General features: G+C 58.3%; 14 protein-coding genes. 8 read left to right on the top strand and 6 right to left on the bottom strand.

Annotated features, from left to right (window positions below; all coding sequences use genetic code 11):
* The coding region (locus WM40_RS18920) for an ATP-binding protein (protein ID WP_046153638.1) at nucleotides 1–731 on the top strand (731 nt) is incomplete at its 5' end.
* Nucleotides 732–778: 47 nt separating this feature from the next.
* Here the strand turns inward: WM40_RS18920 and WM40_RS18915 are convergent.
* From WM40_RS18915 to WM40_RS18905, 3 genes are all read right to left on the bottom strand, one after another.
* Nucleotides 779–2779, bottom strand: a complete 2001-nt coding sequence (locus WM40_RS18915) for a sensor domain-containing diguanylate cyclase (RefSeq protein WP_024903652.1) — start codon at nucleotides 2777–2779, stop codon at nucleotides 779–781.
* Nucleotides 2780–2851: 72 nt separating this feature from the next.
* Nucleotides 2852–3349 (bottom strand): ureidoglycolate lyase, encoded by a 498-nt coding sequence (locus tag WM40_RS18910; protein WP_036010049.1) that lies wholly within the window; start codon nucleotides 3347–3349, stop codon nucleotides 2852–2854.
* A 270-nt stretch (nucleotides 3350–3619) separates the two neighbouring features.
* A complete protein-coding gene (locus WM40_RS18905) occupies nucleotides 3620–4384 on the bottom strand; it encodes a LamB/YcsF family protein (RefSeq protein WP_046153637.1) in 765 nt (254 codons plus the stop codon).
* Nucleotides 4385–4845: 461 nt separating this feature from the next.
* Here WM40_RS18905 and WM40_RS18900 point away from each other — a divergent pair, with 461 nt between their 5' ends.
* On the top strand, nucleotides 4846–6069 hold the full coding sequence (locus tag WM40_RS18900; RefSeq protein ID WP_236693589.1) for a branched-chain amino acid ABC transporter substrate-binding protein: 1224 nt from the start codon (nucleotides 4846–4848) through the stop codon (nucleotides 6067–6069).
* A gap of 154 nt (nucleotides 6070–6223) precedes the next feature.
* On the opposite strand, the gene WM40_RS18895 is transcribed toward WM40_RS18900, so the two are convergent.
* A complete protein-coding gene (locus tag WM40_RS18895; RefSeq protein ID WP_024903655.1) occupies nucleotides 6224–6433 on the bottom strand; it encodes a DUF3820 family protein in 210 nt (69 codons plus the stop codon).
* A 260-nt stretch (nucleotides 6434–6693) separates the two neighbouring features.
* Between WM40_RS18895 and WM40_RS18890 the strand changes: the two genes are divergently transcribed.
* The gene (locus WM40_RS18890) at nucleotides 6694–7572 is read left to right on the top strand and encodes a creatininase family protein (RefSeq protein ID WP_236693588.1); all 879 of its coding nucleotides are present in this window, start codon (nucleotides 6694–6696) and stop codon (nucleotides 7570–7572) included.
* Between the two features lie 148 nt (nucleotides 7573–7720).
* Nucleotides 7721–8932: a YVTN family beta-propeller repeat protein gene (locus tag WM40_RS18885; RefSeq protein ID WP_046153636.1), complete on the top strand. Its 1212-nt coding sequence runs from the start codon at nucleotides 7721–7723 to the stop codon at nucleotides 8930–8932.
* Between the two features lie 55 nt (nucleotides 8933–8987).
* On the opposite strand, the gene WM40_RS18880 is transcribed toward WM40_RS18885, so the two are convergent.
* Nucleotides 8988–10499, bottom strand: a complete 1512-nt coding sequence (locus WM40_RS18880) for a SulP family inorganic anion transporter (RefSeq protein WP_036010052.1) — start codon at nucleotides 10497–10499, stop codon at nucleotides 8988–8990.
* A gap of 548 nt (nucleotides 10500–11047) precedes the next feature.
* On the opposite strand from WM40_RS18880, the gene WM40_RS18875 reads away from it, so the two are divergent.
* Nucleotides 11048–11536, top strand: coding sequence for a response regulator (locus WM40_RS18875; protein ID WP_081764944.1), 489 nt, complete (start codon nucleotides 11048–11050; stop codon nucleotides 11534–11536).
* 54 nt (nucleotides 11537–11590) lie between these two features.
* On the opposite strand, the gene WM40_RS18870 is transcribed toward WM40_RS18875, so the two are convergent.
* Nucleotides 11591–12604, bottom strand: a complete 1014-nt coding sequence (locus tag WM40_RS18870; protein ID WP_024903658.1) for a LysR family transcriptional regulator — start codon at nucleotides 12602–12604, stop codon at nucleotides 11591–11593.
* Nucleotides 12605–12711: 107 nt separating this feature from the next.
* On the opposite strand from WM40_RS18870, the gene WM40_RS18865 reads away from it, so the two are divergent.
* From WM40_RS18865 to WM40_RS18855, 3 genes are all read left to right on the top strand, one after another.
* The gene (locus WM40_RS18865; RefSeq protein ID WP_024903659.1) at nucleotides 12712–13125 is read left to right on the top strand and encodes a VOC family protein; all 414 of its coding nucleotides are present in this window, start codon (nucleotides 12712–12714) and stop codon (nucleotides 13123–13125) included.
* Between the two features lie 412 nt (nucleotides 13126–13537).
* On the top strand, nucleotides 13538–14755 hold the full coding sequence (locus tag WM40_RS18860) for an alpha-hydroxy acid oxidase (RefSeq protein ID WP_082102962.1): 1218 nt from the start codon (nucleotides 13538–13540) through the stop codon (nucleotides 14753–14755).
* 302 nt (nucleotides 14756–15057) lie between these two features.
* On the top strand, nucleotides 15058–16386 hold the full coding sequence (locus WM40_RS18855; RefSeq protein WP_046153635.1) for a hypothetical protein: 1329 nt from the start codon (nucleotides 15058–15060) through the stop codon (nucleotides 16384–16386).
* Nucleotides 16387–16418 lie beyond the last annotated feature (32 nt).

Here is a 16418-nt window from a genome sequence, read left to right as displayed (position 1 = left end):
AGGAGCGTGAAATCGCGCAGGCGCGGCCGGACATTCTGCGCCAGGATATCGCGCGTTTCGCGCGCAGTGCGGAGCAACACGCTCTGCAACACGATGCGCGAGGCAAGGCGCTGCTGAAATTGGAAGTATCGCTGGAGGCTGCGGGTGCACAGGGGCTTGATGAGTTGGCCGCCGATGTTGCACGGGCCTTGGCCGAGGCGGAACGTCGCCGCGACGAGATGCGGCGGCGGGCATCGGCGCTCGATTATTTGCTGATGTTGCTCCGCGACAAACAGAGGGCATTGGTACAGCGGTTGCAGGCGCCATTGCAACGTTATCTTCAGCATTACCTGTCATTGCTGTTCCCAGGCGCGGCATTAATGCTGGATGCGCAAATGCAACCCGTGACATTGGTGCGGGAACGATATCGTCATATCGGTGACGCAGTCGGCGACGCCAGCGGGGTACCACCGGGTGCGGGTGACGAGCAGGCCGATGTCGACGCATTGAGTTTCGGCGCGCGCGAGCAATTAGGTGTTCTCACGCGCCTTGCCTACGCCGACTTGTTGCGGGAGGCCGGGCATCCGACCTTGCTGATGCTGGACGATGCATTGGTACACAGCGACGAGATACGCCTCGCGCAGATGAAGCGAGCGTTGTTCGATGCCGGAACGCGGCACCAGATTCTTCTATTCACCTGCCATCCGGAGCACTGGCGAGACCTGGGTGTTACGGCCCGAACGCTGGGTTGAGGGTGGCCAACACGCGCAGCGTCGCGCAATCGGGCACATGACGAGGTTCAACCTGCCGTCTCGTCATGCGTGCGCGGCGCGTGGGCGAGCACACGATCTTCGTTTGCCAGGCGAACGGTGTTTTTGCCCGACGCTTTCGCCTCGTACATGGCTAGGTCGGCGCAGGTGAGTAAGCCTTTCGCCGTGATCGGGCGCGTAGGTCGCCCGGTGTAATAGGCAATGCCGATGCTTGCACCAATGCGCACTTGGTGCGTGCCGATATCGACCGGCACATTCAGCGCTTCGATCAGACCGCTTGCCACGCGTCGCGCATCGGCGGCGACGAGGTGGTGCGTGTTTAACGCATGTAGCACCAGCACGAATTCATCGCCTGCCAACCTGGAAACCACGTCACTGGCGCGTACCGTCGCGCGCAATCGGTCGGCCACTCTTGTCAACAGCACATCGCCGCTCTCGTGTCCGTAAAGATCGTTGACGCGTTTGAAGCCGTCAAGGTCGAGAAACAGGATGGCCAGTGGTGCACTGTCAGCGATAGCATCGCTGACATGTGCAAGTAAGGCACGACGGTTTGGCAACAGCGTCAATGGGTCTTGCAATGCCTGCTCCGTCAGCGACGACTCGAGGCGTTTGCGTTCGGTTACGTCATAGCTGACGACATAGAAGCCGTTGATCACGTCGTGTTTATAGTGGGGGATGTAGGTCGCGCTCCATACACGGCCGGAGGCCTCGTCATAGACGACGTTCTCGTTAACGACGCGTTCCCCGGCCAGCACGCGCTCTAACATCGGGGCGAGCCGGGCCATCAGGTCCGGCCGGACGACGTCCGCGACACGTCGTCCCGGCAACTGCGAGGCGTCGCAGTGGAAGACCTCGCCATATGTGGCGTTGGTGAATCGATAACGGAGATCCACATCGATATCACCGATCAGAACCGGCAGATTGTCCGTGATCGTCTGCAATGTTTCACGACTGGTGCGCAACGCCTCCTCGATCAGTCGTCGTGCCGCAATCGTCCGATCGCGTTCGGCTACGACATGGGCAAGGTCGGTGTTTACCGCTTTCAATTCGGCCGTACGTTGCTCCACACGCGCTTCCAGTTCCGCGCGTAGTTCCGCCAGGGCATCGTCACTTCGTTTGCGTTCCGAAATGTCTTCGACGACGGAGATATAGTGCAGCGGTTGCGTATCCGACGTGCGGGCCAACGCAACCGTCACATTGACCCAGACATATTCGCCATTGCGCCGGCGATAGCGCCGTTCACGTGAATATGAACTGATGGCGCCGCTCTGCATGCGGGCCGTATCCGCCGCCGCCAATGCAACGTCGTCGGCATCCGTGAATTCACTGAAATGCTTGCCTTGCAACTGCTCTACCGTATAGCCGAGCATCGATGCAAAGCGCTGATTTAATTGCTGCAGACGTCCATCCATTCCTAGCACGACCATCCCGACCGCTGCCTGGTGAAACGTGGCGTGCAGAACTGCGCTCGATTCTTCCAGCGCACGACCCTCGGCGCGTTGCATCGACTGTGACATCACCGTGGCCTCGCGCTGCAGCAATTCCCGCCGGACAATCGCGGCAAGGTCTCGTAACGCTTCTTCCTGTTCGGACGTCAGTTGTCGAGCCTTGGTGTCGATGACGCACAGGGTGCCCAGCGCATGCCCTTGCGATGAACGCAATGGCATGCCGGCGTAGAAGCGAATATGCGGGCTGTCGGTAACGAGCGGATTGTGCTGGAACCGCGGGTCATTTTCGGCATCGGGCACCACGAACAGGTCATCGCTGACCATCGCGTGGGGACAGAACCCGATATCGCGCGGCGTGTGCTTTGATTCTATGCCAACGCTGGACTTGAACCACTGACGTTCGTTGTCGACCAGGGTCACCATTGCCATGGGGGTGCCGGCAATGATCGACGCCAACCGCGTCACGCGATCAAACGTCTCCTCGGGCGGCGTGTCCAGCAGATTCAGGCGTTGTAGCAGCGCGACGCGTGCATCTTCATCAGGAAAGGCTGGTGCGGGTGTGGCGTGGGCAGAGACAGACATCACGGTTCAACGACGGATGGATGTATGGGCAGTTTATCTTGAATTTCAGCCGATTCCCTGGATTTCGGCCGATCAAGCGTCAGGCATCGTTACCCATATCGGCACATCCAAATCCTGTTCGTTCAGGTTCAAGCCATCGCCAACCCGGTCAACGACGATGAAGTCCGTGGTTCCCGGAAGTGCCAGCAGCGGATGGTGCCAGACTCCCTTCGCATAGTTCACTCCTTGCCAGCCACTGCTGGCAAAAGCGCGGATCCGCGACGGATCGAGGGGGCCGGCCGGTGCGACCACGACCAGGTAGCGCGCCTTGGTCAAGGGAATGAATGCCTGACTGCCGAGGGGATGACGCTCCATCATCTTTATCTCGAAGGGCAAGGTCCGGGGCTGGCCACGGAATAGGTTGATGGCGGTACGGCCACCCGCCTCTTCGACATCGACTTTCGCGAGGTCGTGAAAACGGATGGTCGTACCCAGATTAATGGGAATCTGGCGCGCCCCTTCCAATGCGATGACATCGCCGAAGGGTGCGAAGACGTCGCGGGTGAGTGGTTCGACAGCAAGCGTTTTCATGACAAAAGGGAATGTTACGGTAAGAGGACGCTTCACGCGTGCGTAAGGATCGTGCGCCACGGTACGGCGAGGCGTCAAGTTTGGTGCGGACAGCGGCGGTAAAGCGCGCTAAACGAGTCTTTCCAGTCCCCAAATTGGCCTCGTTACGTGGTTTTTACGTCTGATGCGTGCAGCATCGGAAACGGCTGTTCCAAAATAGTGGGGACGAAGCAGTGGCGGGTGACGTTAGCCAGTCGGGCGAAGTGGGCCATTGCGCGGCTCGGGAGTCTTTCAGGCCGCGGTGTATGGCCGCACTTTCCAGCCGGCCTCGATCACCCGCGCCTTGACCGCGCGGGCCATATCCAGTGCGCCCGGGGTATCGCCGTGAATGCAGATCGAATCCGCTGCCACAGGCAAGATCTTGCCGGATTCGGTGATGATGCCACCGGCTTCGAGCATTGCGACCGCGCGACGAGCACTGTCTTCCGCGTCATGGATCACCGCGCCTGCGCGGTTGCGCGGCATCAGCCTGCCATCATCCAGATAGGCTCGATCCGCGTACAACTCCCGCAAAATCGGCAAGCCCGCCGCCACGACTGCGTCTTCTAGCAATGTGCAGGACATCACCGCAATGCGTAATTCGGGATTGATGCGCCGCACCGTCAGCGCGAACGCTTCCGCCATTTCCGGATCATTGGCGATCACATGACCCACCGCGCCGTGCGTTTTCACGTGCGTCATCTGGTACCCCACGGATCGCGCTATCGCGTCGCATGCGCCGATCTGGTAGGCAAGCAATGCCATCGTCTCGTCCTTCGTGAATGGCATATTGCGCCGGCCAAAACCCCATAGGTCGGGATAGCCTGGATGCGCGCCAACTGCCACCCCCTTGATTTTCGCAGTGCGGCAAATAGCCGTCATGATCGACGGATCGCCTGCATGATAGCCGCAAGCCAGGTTGGCCGTGGTGGCAATGTCCAGCATCGCGGCGTCGTCTCCAACACGATAGATGCCAAAACCCTCTCCCATATCCGAGTTGATGTCGATCTGCTTCATTCCGCTACTCACTGGGTTGTCTATTCAAATTGCATACTGTAAGTCTTTTTTTGATCAGACAAATTTTCACGATGATCAAAAAACGCGATTTGGTTGCTGGCGACGGACAGTCACGCGACAGCCGAGATAGCGTGGATGCGGGATGATCGCCCGTGACATTTGGCCGATCAACCTAGATGCAAACCCTGCGAAGGTGGTAGATCGCTACAAAGTTCGGCGCGGTCGATGCGGATGGGCATACGTTAGGCGATGTTCGCCACACGTAAATTTGACAGACATTGTTATAAGAATATTGAAAGCATATTGTCTGATGCGGGCGGCGTGATCGGAGTCATTAACAGCCTTATCGTTTGCTGTCCGGCAGGCCTGAAGATTCAGGCATCTGCTGGACGGCGTGACATTGTTGCGTATAGACAGGCGTCCTTCGCCCTAGCCTTATCACACTTGGTCTGGAGTATTGCATGGAAGCACGGGATGAGATGGAACGGAGTCAGGCGATGAGCGTAATGGCACGCTGCACGAGCATGGGACGGCGCGCGCGTCGGACCGTGTCCGTCGCGCTGTTGGCCTGGGTAGCGGGTACTGCACTGCCGATGACGGCCCATGCGCAAAGTACCGAGACCGTGAAGATCGGATACAACGGGCCGTTGACTGGGCCGTTGGCGAACTACGGCAAGGATCAGGAGCAGGGTGCTCAATTGGCGCTGGATGAAGCAAACGCGCAGCATCTGGTTATCGGCGGCAAGACGATTACGTTCGAACTGATTGCGCAGGATGACCAGGGTGATCCGCGTGTTGCTGTGCAAGGCGCCAATCGTCTTGTCGACCAGAAGGTGGTAGCGGTGGTTGGCCATTATGGCTCCGGTCCAACGATTGCCGCGTCGTCCTACTATGATAAGGCTGGTATCCCTGAAATCGTCCCGTCGGCATCCAATCCCGGCATTTCGAAGCATGGGTATAAGCTACTGTATCGCCCGTACGGTACCGACAACACCGTTGCGACCGCGGCTTCCGATTATGCGGTGAAAGAACTGCATTTAAAGCGCATTGCGGTGGTCGATGACCGTACCGCCTATGGTCAAGGTCTTGCCGAGGAGTTTGAGAAAGCCGTGAAGGCCGATGGCGGCAACATGGTGGCGCATGAGTATATCGGTGACCAGGATGTTGACTTCCGTGCGGTCTTGACGTCGCTGAAAGGTAAACGCGCCGATTTGATCTTCTTTGCAGGCCTTGCGCCACAGGGTTCGATGTTCGTCAAGCAAGCCCGCCAATTGGGCTACAAGGGCGCATTGATGGCAGGTGCGAGCTTTGCGAATGCGAAGTTCCTGACGCTGGCTGGCGACGCGGCGGAAGGGATGTACGCCTTCGAGCAAGGCGCGCAATTGAACAAGACGCCGGAAGGACAGAAATTCCTGACGGCATTCCGTACCAAGTACCAGGGGGATTCGGTCGGCTATGCCGTGTTTGCCTACCAATCAGCATGGGTTGTGATCGAAGGGATGAAGGCTGCGAACTCCACGGATCCGAAGGTGTTTGGACCGGCCATCGCAAAATTGTCCTTCGATAGCGTGCTGGGACATATCACGTTCAACCAGTACGGTGACCTGCGCCACGCGAAGACCACTTTATACAAGGTGACAGGCGGCAAGTGGGACGCCGTCAAGACGGTGACGTCCGAGGAATGATCGCAGGATCGCACTAGCGGCGCATGCAATGTGCGTCGGGGCGGCGGCGCGCATGATAGCCGTCGCAGCTGTTTTTTCACGGCAACAGCGGCGGCGCTCGCGGCGGCCAATACAAAGGCGATTGCCCTTGTCGCCTTGCCAGCAGCCTGATTGATTAGCGACGTAACGGTTGCAGCAACGTGCGCAGATTGTTGTGATCGATTTCGTGCATCAGCGCGAGCAGTCGGCCGATCTGGCCGGGCGGGAAACCCTCACGTCCGAACCACGCCAGATAAGCACCAGGTAGATCCGCTATTACCCGATCCTTGTATTTGCCAAATGGCATGCGTGTCGTCACCAGGCGTTGCAAGTCTTCCGGGTCCATCGGTTTCGTTCCCCGCTATCAAGGCATGCATTATCAGATGCGTCGACGCCCTGCACAACGATTGTCTATGAAGCTACTGTGGAAAAGCGCGTGGCCACGTGTGTCTATAATGCACGAGGTCACGACGTCGGACAGGCGGCATCGGGGCCGGGAGTTCGATTTGTCTTGTGTCGACTAAGTCGATAGACTTGCGGCGCAGGAACCAACATCCGACGCGTCCGGCATATTCGCTCGAACGATCGTCGACTTGAGGGCGCAACGTGTCGAAGAAGACTGCAAAAGTGAGAAAGATTTCAAGGTTGCCCGCCGTAGTGGCGATGTGCGTGCTGGCGTTAGGTAGTGCCTTGCAGCCCGCGCGGTCCGCCAACGGAGGCGGGGCAGCAAACGGCCAGGCTGCTTCGGCGAGATCGGACGAGGTGCGGGTCGAACAAATGACATGGCCCGAGATCCGCGACGCGGTGAGCGCTGGCCGGACCACGGTACTGATTCCAATCGGTGGTACCGAACAGAGTGGTCCGTATATCGCCGTTGGAAAGCACGACGTACGGGTCGGGATACTGTCCGAGCGTATCGCGCGCACGTTGGGTAATGCGCTGGTCGCACCGGTGATTGCCTATGTGCCGGAAGGCGGCTATGCGCCGCCGACGTCGCATATGCGGTTTCCAGGGACTATCACGGTGCCGGATGATGTGTTCGAGAAAACGCTGGTTGCCGCGGCGAACAGCTTCAAGGTGCATGGGTTCACGCGCATTGTGTTCCTCGGCGATCACGGCGGTTACCAAGGCGATGTTCGCAAGGTCGTGGCGCAATTGAATCGCGAGTGGGCGGGCGGTAAGGCGCGTGCTTTGGTGCCGGAGACCTATTATCAAACAAGCTCCGAGGGATTTAATGCCATCCTCCGTGCCAAGGGCTTCCGCGACGACGAGATCGGCACCCATGCTGGGTTGGCCGACGCCGCGTTGCAGATGGCGGTTGCGCCGTCGATGGTGCGCTCCGAGGCAATGCGAACAGCGCCAAAGCCGGGGACGGCAGATGGTGTGTATGGCGGCGATCCGCGTCGTGCTACCGCGGCATTGGGTCAGTTGGGTGTCGATGCAATCGTTTCGAACACCGTCGCGGCCATCCGAGAGGCGCAGTGAGGGCGACGTCGACGCTGTGTTGTGCGGTATCAAAAAATGTGGGGATAGCGCGGCGCCGCACGGCGCGTACGATGCTAGGCTTGAAATGTGATTGCGCGGAGCGGCCCGCATCGCGCGATCCCTGATATTGATCCACCGGAATTCGTTTATGTCTTTGCAAAATTCACGCATCGCCCGAGCGGTCATTACGGCGCTGGCCGCGTCGTTGAGTGTGGCGGTGGTGGCGGCCCACGCCGCTGATTCGGGCAAGGGGCCCGCCGCCGCGACGAATGGCTCGCCCACGCCGATTCAAACCATTTCGGGCATGATGCCGGTCACGGACCCCAACAATCTTTACAGCGACACGACGTCGAGCGACATGAGCCCGACGGTCAAGTCGGCATTGCCGCGCGTCTATGTGCCAAACCTGCGCTCTGACGACGTTTATGTGATCGATCCAGAAACTTTTCGCGTCGTCGACAAGTTCAAGGTTGGGCGCAGCCCACAGCACGTGGTTCCAGCCTACGATTTGAAGACGCTGTGGGTGGCCAACAATGCGGAAGGACACAACGACGGCAGCTTGACGCCGATCGATCCGGTTACCGGCAAGCCGGGTGCGTCCGTGGCGGTGGACGATCCGTACAATATGTATTTCACACCGGATGGCAAGCAAGCCATCGTTGTCGCGGAGGCGCACGCACGACTGGACTTCCGCGATGCACATACCATGGCGTTGCAGTCGAGTCTGGAGGTGCCGGAGTGCAAGGGTATCAACCACGCGGACTTCTCGATCGACGGAAAGTACGCACTGTTCACCTGTGAATTTGGCGGCAAACTAGCGAAAATCGATATGGCGAATCGCAAGGTCGTCGGCTACCTCGAATTGAACAAGGGAGGCATGCCGCAGGATATTCGCGTCTCGCCAGATGGCCGTGTGTTCTATGTGGCCGATATGATGGCCGATGGCGTGTTTGTCGTCGATGGCAATGCGTTCACCAAGGTCGGCTTTATTGCCACCGGTATCGGTACGCACGGCTTGTATCCGAGTCGCGATGGCAAGTATCTCTACGTCGCGAATCGCGGCTCGCATCGCGTTCATGGCGCACGCCGCGGTCCGGGCAGCGTGTCCGTGATTGATTTTGAGACAAAGCAAGTCGTCCATACCTGGCCGATCGCCGGGGGCGGCAGCCCGGATATGGGTAATGTCAGTGCGGATGGCAAGACCCTGTGGTTGTCCGGCCGGTTCGATGATGTGGTGTATGCAATAGACACCGCTACCGGGATGACGCGTTCGATAAAGGTAGGGATGGAGCCTCACGGCCTGACCGTCTGGCCGCAGCCGGGGCGTTATTCACTCGGTCACACCGGCAACATGCGTTAACACCTTGAAGTGCCTGGCGCACAATGGCGCACGTCGTTGCCCACACAACGCGTTCCTAGCGTACGCCTTCGGGCACTGGTACACCTGCGCGGCTGAGCAATCGTGCGCAGCGCGGCGACAAGCGTCGCAATTCCATACGCTTGCCGGCTTGCGCATAGCGCCCTGACAAGCTCTCCAGTGCCGCGATTGCCGAATGATCGGCCACTCGTAGAAAGCGGCAGTCGATGACTACCCGCGCCGGGTCCTTTTTGGCATCGAAAAGAGAGAGGAACCGCGTCGTCGACGCAAAGAAAAGCGTGCCGTGCGGCTGATAGATCTTGTCGCCGGGTTGCGCTGCCATTTTCCGGCCGGGAGTGTCGTTTTCGCGCTCGTCATCGATGACATCGACGCGAATATCATGCGCATGCTGCCAGACAAAGTTCAATGCGGCGATCACGATACCGCAGACCACCGCGATCGCGAGATCCGTAAAAACGGTAATGATCGTGACGGCAATAATCACGATTGCATCGTTGCGCGGCACCTTGTGCAAGACGCGCAGCGACCCCCATGCAAAGGTTTGCTGCGCTACCACGAACATGACGCCGACCAGTGCGGCCATCGGAATACGTTCGATCAGCGGGGACAGGAACAAGATGAACAGCAGGATCATCACCCCACTCACGATGCCTGACAAGCGTGAGCGTCCGCCGGACGACAGGTTGACGACCGTCTGTCCGATCATTGCGCAGCCGCCCATGCCACCAAACAGGCCTGACACAATATTTGCCGCGCCTAATGCCACGCATTCACGATTGGGCTGACCGCTGGTTTGCGTCATCTCGTCGGTCAGGTTGAAGGTCAGCAATGTTTCCAGTAAGCCGACCATCGCCATCAGCACCGCGTACGGCAGGATGATTCGCAACGTCTCGGTATTCCATGGCGCGCTGGGAATATGAAAGACAGGCAGGCCGCCCGCGATGTGCGCCATGTCACCCAGCACGCGGGTAGGCAGATGCAATAACTGCGTCAGTAACCCTACGCCGATAATCGCCACCAGCGCGGCGGGCGCAGCCTTGGTCAAGCGGGGCAGCAGGTAGACGATTGCCATCGTCAAGGTAACCAGCCCCAGCATCATCCACAGCGGACCGCCGTGCAGCCATTGCGTGCCGCCATTGGCGGCCGGTACCTTGAAGTGTTCAAGCTGCGCCATCGCGATGATGATCGCCAGGCCGTTGACGAAACCGAGCATCACCGGGTGCGGCACCATCCGGATCAGCTTGCCGAGGCGCAGCGCGCCAAACAGTACCATGACGACGCCGGACAGGACGACCGTCGCAAGCAGGTAGTCGATGCCATGCTGCACGACCAGCGCCACGATCACGACGGCCATTGATCCGGCGGCACCTGAAATCATCGCCGGACGACCGCCGAATATCGCCGTGATCGTGCAAATGATGAAGGCGCCATATAGCCCCATCAACGGATTCAAATGCGCAACCAACGCAAACGCGATGCACTCCGGCACCAGCGCGAACGAAGAAGTCAAGCCAGCCAGAACATTCTGGCGCAAATGGGTGGCATTCATGCGATTCCTAAATCAGGACCGCCCGTCGCGACGCGGCCTAATGAAGCGCCACGGTAACCACATTACACATCCGGGAAATACAGGCTGCGTCGCCGGCAAGCGGCAACGTTGTGAGCCGACGTTCGGTTCAACCAACGGGCATCACACACCGGGACTTGATGGGCACCGACCGGGGCGAAGGAATTCGCCGCATTTATCGTTGCGCCAGCCTGAAGCGCTCGCGCCGTTGGTGGACGAACTGACTCTGGAATCTCGGTATTATGCCATTTTTGACATGACTTTGCTGACTGGGCCGTAGATTTTCGTGTTTTACCAGGTAAAGGATAAAGAAGCGTGCCGGATCGTTGTCAAAATAACGAGAACTGGCACTTCAGGATTGGCAAAACGCGCCGTTATCCGTACGAGGGTGGGGAGCGCGCAGTGCCTTTGCGCGGCTTGTGTAATTATGCAATCTACCGGGATCAGTGCCTGGCTTTTGTCGTGTTGTCTCTTATCGGAGGCGATAGGGTGCAATGGCAGTCATCGATCGTGCTGCACTTTCGTTTTCTATGCGATCTACAGAATCTCCCGAATTCGGATTGGCGGAATCGACGTCGCTGCGCGACGCGTCGGTTCGCTGCGCGATGTGGACCGAGCGCCGACTCGCCATCGAACGAGACAGGCCAGTACGCGTGCTTGTCGTGGACGACAACGAAACCGCCGCCGAAGCGCTGTCGTTGGCGTTGGCCGAGGACGGTTATGAGACACGCTATGTATTTGGCGGTGTGTCAGCCATTCAGTTGGTATCCCATTGGGTGCCGGACATCATTGCACTTGACATCAACATGCCCGAGTATGACGGGTTCGAGACGGCTCATTTGCTGCGATGCCTCGTCAATACGCGCAACGCCGGCATCATTGCCTTCACGGCGCTGTCTGCCCCCGATGTCGCGCGACAGGGTCTTCCGGCGGGCTTTGATGCTTATTGCCAGAAAGGCTGCTCGTTGGATGCGATTACCGGTCTGATCCAAGCGCTTATCGTGCGGCGTGCTGTGTGACGCGAGGGGGCGGGGACGTACATCCCGCCGCGCCAATATGTAGGTGCGATTCCCTTAGCGGGCGTTGCCGTTCGTCGATACCAATCCCGTGCTTTCGATGCCCAACGCCTGCGCCAGCGCGGTCAGCATGCCGGGGCGCTCGGGGTGTGATGACTGCAACAGCACGATCCGTCGTGCGTAGCGGCCCTCGCCCTCGTCAGTGCCACTGACCGTCAAGGGCTGGCGGGCCTTGCTTTTCGAGGTGGCGTTGCCGAGCCGATTCTCTGTGGCTTGACGGTGTGCCACGGCAAGGCGCGTCCACCGGCATCCTTGCGCCAGCCGCGCGATGCCTTGCCATTGTGGAAGCAGGCTGACCCCCACGCCGTCCGATACCAGCATGACAATGGTTTCCAACGCGTCCAGGTCACAAACCACCGATGGTGCCAGACCGTGATCGTCGAGCCACTGCGCGGCGTGCCTGCCGCCCCAGGCTTGCGGGTCGTACCGGATGTATGGCAGGTCTTGCAGCCGGGCGTGCGCGATCTCACCGTCTCCATCAATGTGATTCGGGCCATGCAATGGGGTGACCAATACCAGCGGTTCTTCGCACAGCGTGATTGCCTGCAATGTTTTCGGCACCGCGAAGGGCGGCGCGACCAATAGGGCCGCATCGAGTGATCCGGTGGCCACCGCTTCATACAACTCGCGCGATGTCCCGGGTGTGATCATTGGTCTGATGCCGGGTGCGTCCGCGGTGAGTGTGCGCAGCATCGACGGCATCCAGCCCGTGAGGGCGGTCGAGATGGCACCCACCCGCAAGGTCCCTCGCACGCCGCCCGGATCGATATCCGCGGCCAGACGGGCGGCTTCGCAGACAATATGCCGCGCACGCGGCACGAGATTCAAACATGCCTCGGTAGGGCGCGCCGTATGGCGGGCTCGCGACATCAGCAGCACGCCAAGCTGTCGTTCCAATGCCTGAATGCGCTGGCCGACAGCGGCCGGCGTCAAGCCTTCCGTCCGCGCTGCTTCCGCGATCGAGCCGGTATCGATGACGGACAAGAGGCTACGAAGATAGCGCGTATCCAAAAGAATACCTTTAGATTGAATAAAAAATTACATGCTATCTCTTTTGAATAGGCGATGCTACGCTGCGATTTTGCGCACAGACCGGCCAGCCGCTTGCCGTCAATTCCATGAAAACTGCCTTTCATCTTGCCTATCACGTCCGCGATCTCGACGCGTCGCGCGCTTTCTACGGCACCTTGCTGGGCTGCACTGAAGGCCGCAGCACGAATACCTGGGTCGATTTTGATTTTTTTGGACACCAGATTTCGCTGCATCTCGGGGAACCGTTCCCGGTGACGAATACCGGCCGTGTCGGCGATCATATGGTGCCCATGCCGCATCTTGGGTTGGTATTGGAGATGGCCGACTGGAAGGCACTGGCCACGCGACTGACCGAGGCGAAGCTGGATTTCGTGTTGGCGCCGCAGATTCGCTTTCCGGGAGAGCCAGGCGAACAGGCAACCATGTTCTTCCTGGATCCGTGCGGCAATCCGATCGAGGTCAAGGGATTCAATAGCATGGACGGCATGTTCGAGCGGTAAGTGCGTCTAGCGAGTTGGGCAGACGTGATGCATGCGGTAAGATGCTGCATTATCGTTTGATGTCTGACGCCTACGCCTCATTTCCATGAAGCTGCCTGCCGTAGACCCGCTTGTCGAGCCGCTCAAGGGTACCGACTCGAATCCCCTCGCCATTCGTGGTAATCACGAAGATAGCGTGCGGGGCGCGAACTCGGGCGACAGTACTGCCACTTCCCCGATCGCGATCAATGAGCCGACCTCGGAAGCAGTGTCCGAGTTGGACATTCCGCCAAGTACGCGCCGCACGGCGGCCAAACCTCGAACGCGATCAGGTGGCAAGTCGCGCGGGCCGACCACCGAGCCGGTGGTGGATGCGGTGACCCGCCCATTGTTTGCCGGGGCCGACCGCAGCATTACCGCGCGTACCCCGGGTATGGGCACTGACACTGCCGGCGAGTCTCCCCAGGCGGCAGTCGTGCCCGACCGGACGTCTTCCGGCGCGGTGGGGTTCCGCTCGATCCTCTGCCTGGATGATTTCGAAGTGGCCGCGCGGCGTCATTTGCCACGCCCGCTTTTTGGTTATATCGATGGTGCCGTTGAGGACAATGTGTCCGTGCGCGCTAATCGCGAATCGTTTCAGCGATATCGCTTCATTCCGAGAGTGTTGGTTGATGTGTCGCGCCGTTCGATGCAGACTACCTTGCTCGGTGCGACATATGAGGCGCCGTTCGGTATTGCGCCGATGGGGATCGCCGCGCTTTCTGCGTATCGTGGTGATGAAGTGCTGGCGTTGGCCGCCGCGGATACCGGCATTCCAATGATCATGAGCGGTTCGTCACTGATTCGTATGGAAGAGGTGGCGGCGGTCAATCCGGATGCGTGGTTTCAGGCATACCTGCCGGGCGAACAGGCAAAGATCGATGCACTGCTCGATCGAATCGCCATGGCGGGTTTTAAACGATTGGTGGTCACAGTGGATACGCCTGTAGCGGCCAATCGCGAAAATAACGTGCGCGCCGGTTTTTCCACGCCGTTGCGGCCGTCGCTCCAACTGGCGTGGGATGGGCTTACGCACCCGCGCTGGTTATTTGGTACGTTCCTGAAAACGGTGGCGCGACATGGGATGCCGCATTTCGAGAATAATTACGCCACGCGGGGTGTACCGATCATGTCGAAGTCTGTCTTGCGTGACTTTGCGGATCGCGGTCATTTGAACTGGACGCACCTCGAACGCATTCGTCAGCGATGGCACGGCCTGCTCGTCGTCAAGGGCATACTCGATGTCGATGATGCGCGTACCGCGCGTGCGATTGGCGCCGATGGCATTATCGTGTCCAATCATGGTGGCCGACAGTTGGATGGGGCCGTTGCGCCGCTGACGGTGCTGCCCGGTATCGTCGAGGCGCTGCCGGATTTTCCGGTGATGCTCGACGGCGGTATTCGGCGCGGCACCGATGTCTTGAAGGCGCTCGCCCTGGGCGCCAGCTTTGTTTTCGTTGGCAGGCCTTTCACGTACGCCGCGGCCGTGGGTGGCCGCGGTGGTGTTCTGCATGCCGTCGACCTGTTGCGTCAAGAAGTGTCCCGTGACATGGGAATGCTTGGTGTAACGTCGATTGCTACGATCTCCCGCGATCGACTGGTCGCTATCTAAGCCGCACCGCGGACTCATCTTCCTAAAAGGCGGCAGTCAGCCAAGCCGAGATTATTGCTACTACATACGTTTCATCTGAACGGCACGCAATGCGTGTCGTAATCGCATTCGTGCAAGATGGCGAAGGCTGTTGCCATGTTTGTAAATGGAACGGCATACCTTGATTTCCTTGTAAATCGCTCACTTCGTTTTCCTCAATAAAGTTCCAATACGGAACCTTAAACCGATCTCCGACACAAGGTAGCTGCGCTTTCGTGAGACGTTACGCATCTGATAAATCTATTTTTGGAACAATATCGTTAATGAGTGGAAAACTGATTTTTGAGCAATGCATATCAAAAAAGATTGGCTTGCTGGCAGGTCTATTTGTGGTACTGGCACTTAATGCTTGCAATAGTGGAAACGCAGATCCTGTCGCCGTTGATGGACACGCTGATAGCAACATCAACCATGACTTGCCATATTCCCAACTGGAGAATTTAACGACACCAGATCCGCTTACAGATAAATCGACACCAGATCCGATCACGAATAAGTCGAAAGCACCCACTTCTTCCCAGGCACCGCCCAAGGTGATCTATATGGGATTTATGGATGCTGGTGATACCATTAGAATTGATATGGACAGCCCCATGAAAGGGCGTCTTGAAATGACATTTGTCAGGTCAACACTTGGTTTGAGCGGGACAGTCTCGGGCTCCTATAAGCAATCCGCGGATGGCGCCTATATCGTCGATAGCCTGTCGCTCGACAATGCTGTACCTGCAATGATGCGGAGCAAGCTTCGCGTTGCGGCTATTACATTCAGCGTCGTGAAAGGGGCGACCGGCTCCATGGTATTCGGCCGGCTCGACTTTCCAAAGATAGGGGAGGTCGACAACTTCGGTTATTCATTCCAGGCGACGATACCTGTCACAACCGACGTATTGAAATTAGCAGGCGAATATGATTATGTGGCCTCTTTTGTAACGGACGCTGGCAATGGTTTTGCGCCGACTTCTCATCCGGTGATGAGTCAGATCATATTAGGGGCAGACGGTTCGCTTCGCGGATGCCTGCACCCGCTTCGTTGCTCCGTTATGAAAACGGATCTCATCCCGTTGCTAGGTGTGCTTGCTCCATCGAGTAATCAGGTGGAGACACCGGGTGAAATGGAATGGCGGGATCCCGACACCGCGGCCAGTGGTCGTCTCTATATGACCTATCTGGATGGTCAATATCGTGCAATGGTCCAATGGACAGACATCGGCTATTCATCGAATATGTATTGGGTGCCAGCAAAGCCACTGAATGCAAAAACGATGCACGGAAATTATCAGTGTGTTGTCAACGTGCTGCACGATGGAAGACGAACGAATATCGCTGGCGGACTTCATCTGGCACCTGAATTAACGGCAGCGAAGTTCGGTTCAAGCGCGCGACGGTATGGACACAAAATCGACTACGGCTTTAGTTTGATTCCAACGATGGAAATTTACGGTCTGCCTGCTATCTATATGGGCATATCTTCGCCTTCCAATACGTTTGCAATGATAGATATCGGCGCTGATATCCGTTTTATATCAATGACCAGCGCAGATTTGGCGCAAGAGGTCGTAGGTGGTTTCGGCTTTTGCGCGCCGTTGAAATAACGTCAATCGCAGTAGGCACCATTTAGGCGGTA

Origin of the sequence: Robbsia andropogonis, assembly GCF_000970345.1 — a bacterium.
Taxonomy (GTDB): Bacteria; Pseudomonadota; Gammaproteobacteria; order Burkholderiales; family Burkholderiaceae; genus Robbsia; species Robbsia andropogonis.
Note: the sequence above shows the minus strand (reverse complement) of the source record. Positions and strands in the feature narration are given on the sequence as shown.